Raw genomic sequence first — 14,255 nt, 5'->3', positions numbered from 1 at the left:
TATTAAACACCACGGTTTGGTATTGTTCGCCTTCATTATAGGCTAAACTTCTTTTTCTGTCATGAGTTAGCAGGATCTGCCTGCTTGGAGTTTTTAATGACATTTGTCATATCTCCTCATGACAGAAGCTTCTAGTGATTCTACCTTCAAAGAATTATACTAGATGTATCAAGTGGAGGAAGAAAAAATGAAACATAAAGTAATTGTCGCAATGAGTTTAGTAGCAGCAGGAGTCATGACTTATCTCATGTTCTCAGGATTGGATGAAGATTTCTATCATTTTCCTTGGGAGCTATTTGCAGGATTTGGAATGATGTCCTGGCTTATCCGAGAAGGTTTGAAATTAGTCTCAGATGTGAAAAAGGAGTTTGAAAAATGAAAAAAGCGTTTCTCTATCTTTTTATTGGACTATCACTAGTGGTATGGTTGGTAGAAATGTTTACAGGTTGGTTTGATCAAGCCTTCCTTCACCAAGCCATTCGCGGTGCCTGGGGACTGGGATTTATGATTTTTATCGCCTTTCCTATGGGAAAGGAGTGGTTGAAAGGAGAATATCATGAACATGATTAAGGTAGAAAGCCTAAATAAAAACATCAAGGGCAAGGCTATTTTGAAGGATATTTCCTTTGAGATAGCTGAAGGTGAATGCGTCGCCTTGATTGGGCCCAATGGTGCTGGGAAGACCACACTCTTGGACTGTTTGCTTGGAGATAAACGGGTCACAAGCGATCAAGTATCCATCCAAGGCTTGCCAGTGACGAGTTCTCAGTTAGACTACACAAGATCCTATCTCCCTCAAGAAAATGTCATCGTTCAGAAATTAAAGGTCAAAGAGTTGATTGCTTTCTTTCAAAGTATTTATCCAAATCCCTTGAGCAACCAGGAAATCGATCAACTATTGCAGTTTGACCAGCATCAGAAAGAGCAATTCGCAGAAAAATTGTCAGGCGGGCAAAAGCGTCTCTTCTCTTTTGTCTTGACCTTGATTGGGCGACCAAAGCTTGTCTTTTTAGATGAACCAACTGCTGCCATGGATACTTCAACTCGTCAACGCTTTTGGGAAATTGTTCAGGAACTAAAAGCTAAGGGAGTTACCATTCTCTATTCCTCCCATTATATCGAAGAGGTAGAGCATACAGCGGACCGGATTTTGGTCTTGAATAAGGGAGAGTTGATTCGTGATACGACGCCTCTAGCCATGCGTAGTGAGGAGATTGAAAAGCATTTTATCCTTCCTCTAGCTTACAAGGAAGTCGTTGAGAAGTCAGTCTTGGTTGAAAACTGGTCACAAAAACAAGATGCTTTGCAAGTAGTTACACGTGAAGCGGATGCTTTTTGGCAACTGTTAGTGCAAGCAGGATGTAGGATTCAAGAAATTGAAGTCAATAATCGTAGCTTGTTGGATACAATCTTTGAAGAAACACAAAAGGGAGATGACTAAGATGAAACGATGGATCGCACTAAACAAGATAGAATTTCTATTGACCAAACGACAATTAGTCTATTATCTATTATCCGTAGGGATGCCGACAGCCTTCTATTTATTCTTTTCAGGCATGTACCAGGACACACCAGGTGGACCCGCGAATTTTATGCGCGACTACCTCATCTCCATGACGGCTTTTTCCATGATGTCGACAGCTATCTTCTCATTCCCAGCTGTTTTACATACAGATAAAATCAACAACTGGCAGAAAACATTGCGCCATACTCCGGTAAATATGGTAGAATATTATCTATCAAAGATAACAAGTATGATGGTTGATTATCTGGTCTCAATCCTGGTTGTTTTCTCAGTTGGGCACTTGGTCAGAGGTGTGGATATGCCTTTAGGAAGCTGGATTGGGGCTGCGTTCTTGCTGATAGTAGGAAGTGTAGCTTTTGTAGCGCTTGGCTTGACCTTGACACTCTTGCCTTCTAGTCAGCTGATGTCTGTCGTGGGCAATCTTCTCTATCTAGGCTTGGCTGTTTTAGGCGGACTCTGGATGCCCATCTCTTTATTTCCAGACTGGATGCAAGCAATCGGGAAGTGTCTACCAACTTATCAGTTGATGGAGTTGCTCAAGACCTTCTTAAACGAGGGTAGCATCAATCTATCAGCCACAGTTTATCTACTTGTTTTTTCAGCAGTTTTGTTTGGTTTGACCATTTACCTTCAAGGTCATAAGGAGAATTCTTAATGCTTGAAAGACTGAAAAGCATACACTATATGTTTTGGGCCAGTTTAATTTTTATGATTTTCCCCATCCTACCTGTAGTGACTGGGTGGCTTTCTGTCTGGCATTTATTCATTGATATTCTATTTGTAGTGGCATATTTGGGTGTTTTAACAACTAAGAGCCAGCGCCTATCTTGGCTATATTGGGGTCTCATGCTGACTTATGTAGTTGGGAATACTGCCTTTGTTGCTGTTAATTATATCTGGTTCTTCTTTTTCCTTTCTAACCTCTTAAGTTATCATTTTGGCGTACGTAGTTTAAAGTCTTTACATGTCTGGACTTTTCTTCTTGCTCAAGTCCTTGTTGTGGGCCAACTGTTGATTTTTCAGAGAATCGAAGTTGAGTTTCTATTCTATCTACTTGTAATTCTTACTTTTGTCGATTTAATGACTTTTGGATTGGTTCGGATTCGGATTGTGGAGGATTTGAAAGAAGCGCAGGCTAAGCAAAATGCCCAGATAAATCTATTGCTTGCTGAAAATGAACGCAGTCGTATCGGTCAGGATTTGCATGATAGTCTGGGACACACTTTTGCTATGCTGAGTGTCAAGACAGATTTAGCCTTGCAGTTGTTTCAGATGGAGGCTTATCCACAGGTGGAAAAGGAATTAAAAGAAATTCACCAGATCAGTAAGGATTCCATGAATGAAGTGCGAACTATTGTGGAAAATCTTAAGTCTAGAACTTTGACATCCGAACTAGAGACTGTGAAAAAGATGTTAGAAATTGCTGGAATTGAGGTGGAAATAGCTAATCAACTAGATACAGCTAGCTTAACTCAGGAATTGGAGTCAACGGCTTCCATGATTTTGCTTGAATTAGTGACCAACATCATCAAACATGCTAAAGCGTTTAAAGTCTACTTAAAATTAGAACGGACAGAGAAAGAACTCATTCTAACAGTGAGAGATGATGGCTGTGGTTTCGCTTCTATAAAAGGAGATGAGCTCCATACAGTTCGAGATCGTGTTCTTCCATTTTCGGGAGAAGTAAAGGTAATTAGTTGGAAACAACCGACAGAAGTTCAGGTTCGACTACCTTATAAGGAGAGAAAATAGATGAAAGTATTAGTCGCAGAAGATCAAAGTATGTTGCGAGATGCCATGTGCCAGTTGCTCACGCTTCAACCGGATGTAGAGTCTGTCTTTCAAGCCAAGAATGGGCAAGAAGCAATCCAACTATTAGAAAAGGAGTCTGTGGATATTGCCATCCTTGACGTAGAAATGCCTGTTAAGACGGGCCTCGAAGTCTTGGAGTGGATACGAGCAGAAAATCTAGAAACAAAGGTGGTTGTAGTGACGACCTTCAAGCGTCCTGGGTATTTTGAACGTGCAGTCAAGGCTGGAGTAGATGCTTATGTATTAAAAGAAAGAAATATTGCAGACCTCATGCAAACCTTGCACACTGTCCTTGAAGGGCGCAAGGAGTATTCGCCTGAATTGATGGAAGTGGTGATGACGCATCCCAATCCATTAACAGAGCAAGAAATCGCAGTTTTAAAGGGAATCGCTCAGGGTTTCTCTAACCAAGAAATTGCAGACAAACTTTATCTATCCAATGGAACCGTCCGAAACTATGTTACCAATATTCTTTCGAAACTAGATGCTGGTAATCGAACAGAAGCTGCTAATATTGCGAAAGAATCTGGTTGGTTGTGATACTATCATATCTCGAAAACAATTATGTGCTAAAATTGATGGGATTGAATGGAACAATACTAACTTTAGGAGGGTGGGATTCCTCCTTTTGGTTTAGTCTAAGGTGGTACCACGGAGATAAAATTGCTAAATTCCTCAAAACATATTCTATTTTAGGTTTGTGAAAATCACTTTTTTATGGTAGAATGTAAAAGAATGTATGTCATTCGGAATAACAATAAAATGAGGTAAAAACATGGAAATCATGTCGCTTGCGATTGCTGTTTTTGCCGTCATCATTGGTTTAGTCATTGGATATGTCAGCATCTCAGCCAAGATGAAATCATCTCAGGAAGCTGCAGAGTTGATGCTTTTAAATGCTGAACAAGAAGCAACTAATTTACGTGGACAAGCTGAACGTGAAGCGGATTTATTGGTTAATGAAGCTAAGCGTGAAAGTAAGTCTCTTAAAAAAGAAGCACTATTGGAGGCCAAAGAAGAAGCCAGAAAATACCGTGAAGAAGTGGACGCTGAATTCAAATCAGAACGTCAAGAACTCAAACAAATCGAAAGTCGTTTGACAGAGAGAGCAACTAGCCTTGACCGTAAAGACGACAATTTGACGAGTAAAGAACAAACACTTGAACAAAAAGAACAAAGTATTTCTGATAGAGCTAAAAACCTTGATGCGCGTGAAGAGCAATTAGAGGAAGTCGAAAGACAAAAAGAAGCAGAACTAGAGCGTATTGGTGCTCTGTCTCAGGCAGAAGCACGAGATATTATCTTGGCACAGACAGAGGAAAACTTGACCAAGGAGATTGCTAGCCGTATTCGTGAAGCTGAGCAAGAGGTCAAGGAACGTTCTGACAAAATGGCTAAGGACATCTTGGTTCAAGCTATGCAACGTATCGCTGGTGAATATGTAGCCGAGTCGACAAACTCAACGGTTCATCTGCCAGACGATACTATGAAGGGACGCATTATTGGTCGTGAAGGTCGTAACATTCGCACCTTTGAAAGTTTGACAGGGGTTGATGTGATTATCGACGATACGCCAGAAGTGGTGACCTTGTCAGGTTTTGACCCGATTCGTCGTGAGATTGCACGTATGACTATGGAAATGTTGCTCAAGGATGGTCGTATCCACCCAGCTCGTATCGAAGAGTTGGTTGAGAAAAACCGTCAAGAGATTGACAATAAGATCCGTGAATACGGTGAGGCAGCAGCCTATGAGATTGGTGCGCCAAACCTTCATCCAGACTTGATGAAGATTATGGGACGTTTGCAGTTCCGTACTTCTTATGGACAAAATGTCTTGCGTCATTCGATTGAGGTTGCTAAGTTGGCTGGTATCATGGCGAGCGAACTTGGTGAAAATGCGGCTCTTGCCCGTCGTGCTGGATTCCTTCACGATATCGGGAAAGCTATTGACCGCGAGGTTGAGGGTAGCCACGTTGAAATCGGTATGGAATTGGCTCGTAAGTACAAGGAACACCCAGTTGTGGTGAATACAATTGCTAGCCACCACGGCGATGTCGAAGCAGAAAGTGTGATTGCAGTAATTGTCGCTGCAGCAGATGCCTTGAGTGCGGCGCGTCCAGGTGCTCGTAGTGAGTCTCTTGAAAGCTACATCAAGCGTCTCCATGATTTGGAAGAAATTGCTAACGGCTTTGAAGGGGTACAAAATAGCTTTGCCCTTCAAGCAGGACGTGAAATCCGCATCATGGTTAATCCAGGACAAATCAAGGACGACAAAGTCACAATCTTGGCTCACAAAGTTCGTGAGAAAATTGAAAACAATCTCGATTACCCAGGAAATATCAAGGTAACCGTGATTCGCGAGCTTCGTGCAGTAGATTATGCTAAATAAATAAGAAAGAGCAGTTGAAAAATTACTGCTTTTTTGTTACACTAGATAGAAAGACTGTAAAGGATAATCTGGCTTTTTGTCATTATTCTAGAGAAATGTTATTTCACAGACTGACTAAAGGAGACACAATGGCAGACCGAGGCTTACTAATCGTTTTTTCTGGTCCTTCAGGGGTTGGAAAAGGAACGGTTAGAAGAGAGATTTTTGAGAGTTCTGAAAACCAATTTCAATACTCTGTATCGATGACGACACGCGCACAACGTCCTGGAGAAGTGGATGGTGTTGACTATTTCTTCCGTACTCGCGAAGAGTTTGAAGAGCTGATTCGTCAAGGTCAGATGTTGGAATATGCAGAATATGTCGGCAACTACTATGGAACTCCTCTGACCTATGTCAATGAAACCTTGGACAAGGGAATCGATGTTTTCCTTGAAATTGAAGTTCAGGGCGCTCTTCAGGTCAAGAAAAAGGTTCCAGATGCTGTCTTTATCTTCCTGACACCACCAGATTTGGATGAATTACAAGATCGTCTGGTAGGTCGTGGAACAGACAGTGCAGAAGTGATTGCCCAACGAATCGAAAAAGCTAAGGAAGAAATTGCCCTCATGCGTGAGTATGATTATGCGATTGTTAACGATCAGGTGCCCCTAGCTGCTGAGCGTGTCAAACGTGTGATCGAAGCAGAACACTTCCGTGTGGATCGTGTCATTGGTCACTATCAGGAGATGTTACCAAAATCTCCAACTACCCGATAAAATTTAGAAAATAGGTACAAGCAAATGATGTTAAAACCCTCTATTGATACCTTGCTCGACAAGGTTCCTTCAAAATATTCACTCGTAATCTTGGAAGCAAAACGTGCCCACGAATTGGAAGCAGGTGCGCCAGCAACTCAAGGTTTCAAGTCTGAAAAATCAACTCTTCGCGCTTTAGAAGAAATCGAATCAGGAAACGTTACAATTCACCCAGATCCAGAAGGAAAACGTGAAGCAGTGCGTCGCCGTATCGAAGAAGAAAAACGCCGCAAAGAAGAAGAAGAAAAGAAAATCAAAGAGCAAATCGCTAAAGAAAAAGAAGATGGTGAAAAAATTTAAGGTTGGGGGGACTCAATCTTATTTTTTCTATTGCAAGAATGTACTGACAAGGAGGAGGTGAGAAGATGCCCATAGCCAAGATTATTGTAGATGTGCCCTTGATGCAGACGGACCAGCCCTATAGTTACAGGATTCCTGAGGAATTTCTGGGAATGCTGGAAGTTGGGATGCGAGTTCATGTGCCTTTTGGTAAGGGAAATCGCCTGATTCAAGGGATTGTTCTTGGTTTGGAGTCCCAATTGGATGAAGAAGAGATGGAGCAAGATTTAAAAGATATTGCCGAGGTACTGGATTTTTCCCCTGTTCTCACGCAAGAACAACTCTGGCTGGCTGAGGAGCTCCGTAAATCCGTCTTTTCCTATAAAATTTCTATCCTCAAGGCTATGTTACCAGGGTTTCTGAACTCTAGCTATGACAAAATTCTCTATCCTATGGCAGGTCTGAGTCAGGAAGACCGAGAGCGCTTGTTTGGTTCAGAAGATTCGCTTGCCTTTTCTTCTCTAGATTTAGGTAAGCAAGCTGAAATGATGCGTTTGACTAGAAAAGGCCTGCTTGGTCTAGAATATCAGGCGATTGATCAAAAGAAGGTCAAGACCCAGTCTTGGTATGAGGTAGACCTTGTTCAGTTAGAAGGTGTAGAGATTTCTACACGCGCCAAGAAAAAGTTAGAACTGAGAGACTATCTGCTGTCTCATCCAGAGAGCGCTTCTTTGGCTAGTTTGTTAGAGTCCTACTCGCGGGAGCAAGTCAACTTCTTTGTGGAACAAGGTGCTGTGACCATAGTTCAAAAGGAAGTTCAACGCTCGGCTGCTTATTTTGAAGGGATTGAAGCAAGTCAGCCTTTAGAGTTGAATCCAGAGCAAAGACAGGCGCGTGATGCGGTTGTCAGTGCGATTGGCAGTCATCAGCCTCCTTTCCTCCTTCAAGGGATTACAGGAAGTGGGAAGACGGAGGTTTATTTGCAGATTATCCAAGGAGCCTTGGACAAGGGCAAGACAGCTATTTTGCTGGTGCCTGAGATTTCCTTGACTCCACAAATGACGGAGCGTTTTATTGCTCGATTTGGTGAGAAAGTGGCCATTCTTCATTCAGGCCTATCCAATGGTGAAAAGTACGACGAATGGCGCAAGGTGGAACGTGGCGATGCTCAAGTTGTTGTGGGTGCCAGATCTGCCATCTTTGCTCCGCTGAAAAATCTAGGTGTCATTATAATCGATGAGGAGCATGAAGCGACTTATAAGCAGGACAGCAATCCCCGTTACCATGCTAGAGAGGTAGCTATTTTACGGGCCCAGTATAATCAAGCAGCACTGGTACTTGGTTCAGCAACTCCTAGTCTGGAAAGCCGTGCTCGGGCTGGAAAAGGCGTTTATCAACATTTACGTCTGACCCAGCGCGCCAATCCTTTAGCTAGGATCCCTGAGGTTCAAGTAATTGACTTTCGGGACTATATCGGACAAAATGAAACGTCAAACTTTACGCCACCTTTGCTAGAAGCGATTCAGGATCGTCTGGCTAAAAAAGAGCAGGTGGTTCTTATGCTCAATCGTCGTGGTTATTCTAGCTTTGTTATGTGTCGGGAGTGTGGGACCGTGGATACTTGTCCTAACTGTGACATTTCCTTGACCTTGCACATGGATACCAAGACCATGAACTGCCATTATTGTGGTTTTTCGAAGGACATTCCTCAGGTCTGTCCTAACTGTAAGAGCCGAAGTATTCGTTACTATGGGACAGGGACACAGAAGGCTTATGATGAGCTGGCAGAACTCTTTCCGCAGGCCCGCATTTTGCGGATGGATGTGGACACGACTCGTAAGAAAGGTAGTCACCAAGCTCTTCTTGACCAGTTTGGGCGAGGAGAAGCAGATATTTTACTAGGTACTCAGATGATTGCCAAGGGATTGGATTTTCCTAATGTAACCTTAGTTGGAGTTCTCAATGCGGATACGGCATTGAATCTACCTGATTTCCGTTCTTCTGAGAGAACCTTCCAGCTCTTGACTCAGGTTGCAGGCCGGGCAGGTCGTGCTGAAAAAGCTGGGCAGGTCTTGATTCAGTCTTACAATCCTCAGCACTACGCTATTCGATTTGCAAAGGATCAGGATTACGAAGGTTTTTATGCCTATGAAATGGGAATCAGACGACAACTTGGTTATCCGCCTTACTATTTCACTATTGGCATTACCCTTTCTCACAAGAAAGAAGAAGAGGTGGTCAAACGTGCTTATGAAGTTATGAATATTTTGCGGTCAGGATTGTCAGAGACCAGTAACATTCTTGGGCCAACCCCCAAACCGATTGCTCGTACCCACAACCTCTATCATTACCAGATTTTGATTAAATACCGTTTAGAAGATGAGCTAAGTCCGACCCTCAACCAGGTCTTAGCCTTGACTCAAGAACGGGAAAATAGTGAGCTCCGTCTCAGCATTGACCATGAGCCACAGCAATTTTTATAAGAAGGAGAAGATATGACAAAATTAATCTTTATGGGGACACCCGACTTTTCAGCAACAGTCTTAAAAGGACTTTTGACAGATGACCGTTACGAAATTCTAGCCGTTGTGACCCAGCCGGACCGTGCTGTTGGGCGAAAAAAAGTGATTCAAGAAACCCCAGTCAAGCAGGCTGCTAAGGAAGCAGGACTTCCAATCTATCAACCTGAAAAATTATCTGGAAGTCCTGAGATGGAAGCTATTATGAAGCTAGGAGCAGATGGAATTGTGACTGCTGCTTTTGGGCAGTTTCTGCCAAGTAAACTCCTTGATAGCATGGACTTTGCGGTCAATGTTCACGCTTCCCTTCTTCCCAAACACCGTGGTGGTGCGCCTATCCATTATGCCTTGATTCAAGGGGATGAGGAAGCTGGTGTGACCATCATGGAAATGGTGAAGGAAATGGATGCAGGAGATATGATTTCTCGTCGCAGTATTCCAATCACGGATGAGGACAATGTCGGCACCTTGTTTGAGAAATTGGCGCTAGTTGGTCGTGATTTGCTTTTGGACACTTTGCCTGCCTACATTGCTGGGGAAATCAAACCTGAACCGCAGGATCCAAGTCAGGTCACTTTCTCGCTAAATATCAAGCCAGAGGAAGAAAAACTGGACTGGAACAAAACCAATCGTCAACTCTTTAACCAAATCCGTGGCATGAACCCCTGGCCTGTTGCCCATACTTTCCTTAAGGGCGACCGCTTTAAGATTTATGAAGCACTACCAGTAGAAGGTCAGGGAAATCCAGGTGAGATTCTCTCTACTGGTAAGAAAGAATTGATTGTCGCAACGGCAGAAGGGGCTCTATCCCTCAAACAAGTGCAGCCAGCTGGTAAACCTAAGATGGACATTGCTTCCTTCCTCAATGGAGTTGGACGTACATTGACTGTAGGAGAACGATTTGGTGACTAAAGTAGAAACGGCTAGAAGTTTAGCCCTAGCAGTATTAGAGGATGTTTTTATCAATCAAGCATACTCAAATATCGCCTTAAATAAGCATTTCAAGGGAAGTCAACTTTCGGCAGCAGACAAGGGCTTGGTGACCGAGCTGGTCTATGGAACGGTAGCCCGTAAACTGACTCTGGAATGGTACCTATCCCACTTTATCGAAGACAGAGACCAGTTAGATAGTTGGCTTTATGTCCTTCTTCTCATGAGTGCTTACCAGCTCCGCTATTTGGACAAGATTCCAGACCATGCTGTGGTCAATGAAGCAGTAGAATTGGCCAAAGTCCGTAAAAAAGGCAGTGAAAAATTGGTCAACGCTGTCCTTCGCCGTATCTTGCGTGAAGGCTGGCCAGATATTGCTAGCATCAAGCGAAAAAACAAGCGTGATTCTATTGCCTATTCTCTTCCAGTTTGGCTAGTTGCCAAGCTCAAGGAAGAATACGGAGAAGAGCGAGCTCAAGCTATTTTTGAAAGCCTTTTAGTGCGAAACAAGGCCAGCATTCGTGTAACAGACCTAGGACGAAAAGAGGAAATCCAAACCTTGTTGGAGGCCAGTGATTCATCCTTGTCTCTCTCTGGTCTGGTTAAGGAGCAAGGGCATTTTGCAGGCCATGATTTGTTTGTGGAGGGAGCTATAACCATCCAAGACGAGTCCAGTCAATTGGTTGCGCCAACTTTGAATTTGCAGGGAGATGAGCGAGTGCTTGATGCTTGTGCGGCTCCGGGTGGGAAAACAGCCCATATAGCTTCTTATCTCACGACAGGTCAGGTTACGGCTCTGGACTTGTACGACCATAAGTTGGACTTAATCCAAGAAAATGCCCAACGTCTGGGTGTGGCAGACCGGGTTCAAACGCAAAAATTGGATGCCAGAAAGGTGCATGAGCTTTTTGGTCAGGATTCATTTGATAAGATTTTGGTAGATGCTCCCTGTTCAGGAATTGGTCTTCTGCGACGCAAACCAGATATCAAATACAATAAAGAAACGGCAGATTTCGCGTCCTTACAGGAAATTCAGCTAGAAATATTAGGTAGTGTTTGTCAAACACTACGCAAAGGTGGTATAATAACTTATAGTACCTGTACTATTGTCTCAGAGGAGAATTTTCAAGTCGTTGAGGCGTTTTTAGAAAGTCATCCCGAGTTCGAGCAGGTAAAACTAGAACATGAATGTAAGGATATCATGAAAGACGGCTGTATCCTCATTACACCTGAGTTGTATGGAAGTGATGGATTCTTCATCAGTCAATTTCGCAAGATATCGGATTAGGAAGGAACTGACACATGGAAATTTCATTATTAACAGATGTTGGTCAGAAACGAACAAATAACCAAGACTATGTCAACCACTATGTCAATAGAGCTGGGCGTACTATGATTATTTTAGCTGATGGGATGGGAGGTCATCGCGCAGGGAATATCGCTAGTGAAATGGCAGTAACAGACCTAGGTATAGCTTGGGTTGATACCCAGATCGATACAGTCAATGAAGTGCGTGAATGGTTCGCCAATTACCTAGAAATTGAAAATCAAAAGATTCATCAACTTGGACAAGATGATGCCTATAAAGGAATGGGAACAACTTTAGAAGCTGTTGCTATTATTGACAATCAGGCTATCTATGCCCACATTGGGGATTCTCGTATCGGTTTGATTCGTGGGGAAGAATACCACCAGTTAACAAGCGACCATTCTTTGGTCAATGAATTGCTTAAGGCAGGTCAATTGACACCAGAAGAAGCTGCTAGTCATCCACAGAAAAATATTATTACTCAATCTATCGGTCAAAAAGATGAAGTTCAACCTGATTTTGGAATGATTACCCTTGAGCCAGGTGACTATCTCTTGCTCAATAGTGATGGTTTGACTAACATGATTTCAGGCAGTGAGATTTGTGATATTGTAACCAGTGATATTCCTTTGGCAGATAAAACAGCGACGCTCGTGCGTTTTGCTAACAATGCAGGAGGTTTAGACAACATTACGGTTGCCCTTGTTTCTATGAACGAGGAGGATGCAGAATGATCCAAATCGGCAAGATTTTTGCCGGACGCTATCGGATTGTGAAACAGATTGGCCGAGGAGGCATGGCAGATGTCTATTTGGCCAAGGATTTAATTCTAGACGGAGAAGAAGTGGCAGTGAAGGTCCTGAGGACCAACTACCAGACGGACCCGATAGCTGTAGCTCGTTTTCAGCGTGAAGCGAGAGCTATGGCAGATCTAGACCATCCTCATATCGTTCGGATAACAGATATTGGTGAGGAAGATGGTCAACAGTATCTCGCAATGGAATATGTTGCTGGACTGGACCTTAAACGCTATATCAAGGAACACTATCCTCTTTCTAATGAAGAAGCCGTCCGTATCATGGGACAAATCCTATTGGCTATGCGTTTGGCCCATACCAGAGGAATTGTTCACAGGGACTTGAAACCGCAAAATATCCTCTTGACACCAGATGGGACTGCCAAGGTCACAGACTTTGGGATTGCGGTCGCCTTTGCAGAGACGAGTCTGACCCAGACTAACTCTATGCTGGGGTCGGTTCATTACTTGTCACCTGAGCAGGCGCGTGGTTCGAAGGCGACGGTACAGAGTGATATCTATGCCATGGGGATTATTTTCTATGAGATGTTGACAGGTCATATCCCTTATGACGGGGATAGCGCGGTGACCATCGCCCTTCAGCATTTCCAGAAACCACTGCCGTCAGTTATTGATGAAAATCCATCTGTGCCTCAGGCTTTGGAGAATGTTGTTATCAAGGCAACTGCCAAGAAATTGACAGATCGTTATCAGTCAGTTGCAGAGATGTATGTGGACTTGTCTAGTAGTTTGTCTTACAATCGTCGAAATGAGCCTAAACTGGTATTTAATGATACTACTAAGGCAGACACCAAGACTCTACCAAAGGTATCCCAGAGTACCTTGACCTCGATTCCTAAGGTGCAAACACAAAGTCCGAAGCCACAGACTGCGAAGCCGAGTCAGCAGGCTTCAGAAGACAATTACGCAAGTAAGCCTGTTAAGAAACGGAAATTTAGAGTTCGTTATATGATTTTGTTGGCCAGCATTGTATTGGTGGCAGCTTCTCTTGTTTGGATATTATCCAGAACTCCTGCAACCATTGCCATTCCAGATGTGGCAGGTCAGACAGTTGCGGAGGCCAAGGAAACGCTCAAGAAAGCCAATTTTGAGATTGGCGAGGAGAAATCAGAGGCTAGTGAAAAGGTGGAAGAAGGGCGGATTATCCGTACAGATCCTGAAGCTGGAAAGACTCGAAAAGAAGGTTCGAAAATCAATTTGGTTGTCTCTTCAGGCAAGCAATCCTTCCAATTGAGTAACTATATCGGCCGTAAATCGACAGATGTTATCGCAGAACTCAAGCAGAAGAAGGTTCCTGAAAATCTCATCAAGATTGAGGAAGAAGAATCAAGTGAGAGTGAAGCAGGAACTGTTCTCAGACAGAGTCCAGCTGCCGGAACAACCTATGATTTGAGCAAGGCCTCAACGATTACCTTAACCGTTGCTAAGAAAGTAACCAGCGTTGCCATGCCAAGTTATATAGGATCTAGTCTTGAATTTACTAAAAACAATCTCGTTCAAATTGTCGGTATTAAAGAAGCCAATATTGAAGTTGTAGAAGTGTCGACAGCTCCTGATGGAACTGCTGAGGGTACAGTCGTTGAACAGAGTCCAAAAGCAGGTGAAAAGGTTGATTTGACTAAGACGCGTGTCAAGATTTCAATCTACAAACCAAAAACACCACCGTCAACGTCATCATCAGCACCATCCCAACGTGGAAACCAAGGTTCTACTACGACACCAAGTCAGGGGAACCAACAAGGAAATCAACGAGGGAATGCACCTGCTACTACTCAATCAAGTAGTGAAGGGAACCACGAAAATTCTCGTGATTAAACGAATCTTTGTCATGATTTCATGGCAAAGATTTTTTTTGACTCCAAATTTGTGATAGAATAGAAG

General features: G+C 43.2%; 14 protein-coding genes. All 14 read left to right on the top strand.

Features of this window, described 5'->3' with window-relative positions:
- Window positions 1–187: 187 nt before the first annotated feature.
- The 14 genes from B7692_RS02865 to pknB all read left to right on the top strand — a co-directional run bounded on the left by B7692_RS02865 (window position 188) and on the right by pknB (window position 14,189).
- Window positions 188–379 carry a hypothetical protein gene (locus B7692_RS02865; RefSeq protein WP_012972435.1) on the top strand — a complete coding sequence of 64 codons (192 nt, stop codon included), beginning with the start codon at window positions 188–190 and terminating at the stop codon, window positions 377–379.
- Complete coding sequence (locus B7692_RS02860; RefSeq protein ID WP_045612718.1) at window positions 376–570, top strand: hypothetical protein; 195 nt, start codon at window positions 376–378, stop codon at window positions 568–570. The genes B7692_RS02865 and B7692_RS02860 overlap by 4 nt, the downstream gene beginning before the upstream one ends.
- A complete protein-coding gene (locus B7692_RS02855) occupies window positions 557–1,441 on the top strand; it encodes an ABC transporter ATP-binding protein (RefSeq protein ID WP_084929842.1) in 885 nt (294 codons plus the stop codon). Before B7692_RS02860 ends, B7692_RS02855 begins: the two co-directional genes overlap by 14 nt.
- Window position 1,442: 1 nt before the next feature.
- Window positions 1,443–2,180, top strand: a complete 738-nt coding sequence (locus B7692_RS02850) for an ABC transporter permease (protein WP_084929841.1) — start codon at window positions 1,443–1,445, stop codon at window positions 2,178–2,180.
- Window positions 2,180–3,277, top strand: a complete 1,098-nt coding sequence (locus B7692_RS02845; protein WP_084929840.1) for a sensor histidine kinase — start codon at window positions 2,180–2,182, stop codon at window positions 3,275–3,277. Before B7692_RS02850 ends, B7692_RS02845 begins: the two co-directional genes overlap by 1 nt.
- Window positions 3,278–3,877, top strand: coding sequence for a response regulator transcription factor (locus B7692_RS02840; protein WP_042900265.1), 600 nt, complete (start codon window positions 3,278–3,280; stop codon window positions 3,875–3,877).
- 235 nt (window positions 3,878–4,112) lie between these two features.
- The gene (locus B7692_RS02835; protein ID WP_000404934.1) at window positions 4,113–5,726 is read left to right on the top strand and encodes a ribonuclease Y; all 1,614 of its coding nucleotides are present in this window, start codon (window positions 4,113–4,115) and stop codon (window positions 5,724–5,726) included.
- Window positions 5,727–5,854: 128 nt separating this feature from the next.
- On the top strand, window positions 5,855–6,481 hold the full coding sequence (gene gmk / locus B7692_RS02830) for a guanylate kinase (RefSeq protein ID WP_000775041.1): 627 nt from the start codon (window positions 5,855–5,857) through the stop codon (window positions 6,479–6,481).
- Between the two features lie 24 nt (window positions 6,482–6,505).
- Complete coding sequence (rpoZ, locus tag B7692_RS02825) at window positions 6,506–6,820, top strand: DNA-directed RNA polymerase subunit omega (RefSeq protein ID WP_000979235.1); 315 nt, start codon at window positions 6,506–6,508, stop codon at window positions 6,818–6,820.
- Window positions 6,821–6,885: 65 nt separating this feature from the next.
- On the top strand, window positions 6,886–9,282 hold the full coding sequence (locus tag B7692_RS02820; protein ID WP_020903001.1) for a primosomal protein N': 2,397 nt from the start codon (window positions 6,886–6,888) through the stop codon (window positions 9,280–9,282).
- A gap of 12 nt (window positions 9,283–9,294) precedes the next feature.
- Window positions 9,295–10,230 (top strand): methionyl-tRNA formyltransferase, encoded by a 936-nt coding sequence (gene fmt / locus B7692_RS02815; RefSeq protein ID WP_000163673.1) that lies wholly within the window; start codon window positions 9,295–9,297, stop codon window positions 10,228–10,230.
- Window positions 10,223–11,536, top strand: coding sequence for a 16S rRNA (cytosine(967)-C(5))-methyltransferase RsmB (rsmB, locus tag B7692_RS02810; RefSeq protein WP_192855465.1), 1,314 nt, complete (start codon window positions 10,223–10,225; stop codon window positions 11,534–11,536). The genes fmt and rsmB overlap by 8 nt, the downstream gene beginning before the upstream one ends.
- 14 nt (window positions 11,537–11,550) lie before the next feature.
- A complete protein-coding gene (locus B7692_RS02805; protein WP_084929838.1) occupies window positions 11,551–12,291 on the top strand; it encodes a Stp1/IreP family PP2C-type Ser/Thr phosphatase in 741 nt (246 codons plus the stop codon).
- Window positions 12,288–14,189 (top strand): Stk1 family PASTA domain-containing Ser/Thr kinase, encoded by a 1,902-nt coding sequence (gene pknB / locus B7692_RS02800; RefSeq protein WP_000614549.1) that lies wholly within the window; start codon window positions 12,288–12,290, stop codon window positions 14,187–14,189. The genes B7692_RS02805 and pknB overlap by 4 nt, the downstream gene beginning before the upstream one ends.
- Window positions 14,190–14,255: the final 66 nt, after the last annotated feature.

This window comes from Streptococcus mitis, from assembly GCF_002096925.1.
In the GTDB taxonomy this organism is placed as follows: domain Bacteria; phylum Bacillota; class Bacilli; order Lactobacillales; family Streptococcaceae; genus Streptococcus; species Streptococcus mitis_AF.
The sequence above is the reverse complement of the archived record's forward strand: the minus strand, read 5'-3'. Positions and strand labels throughout refer to the sequence as shown.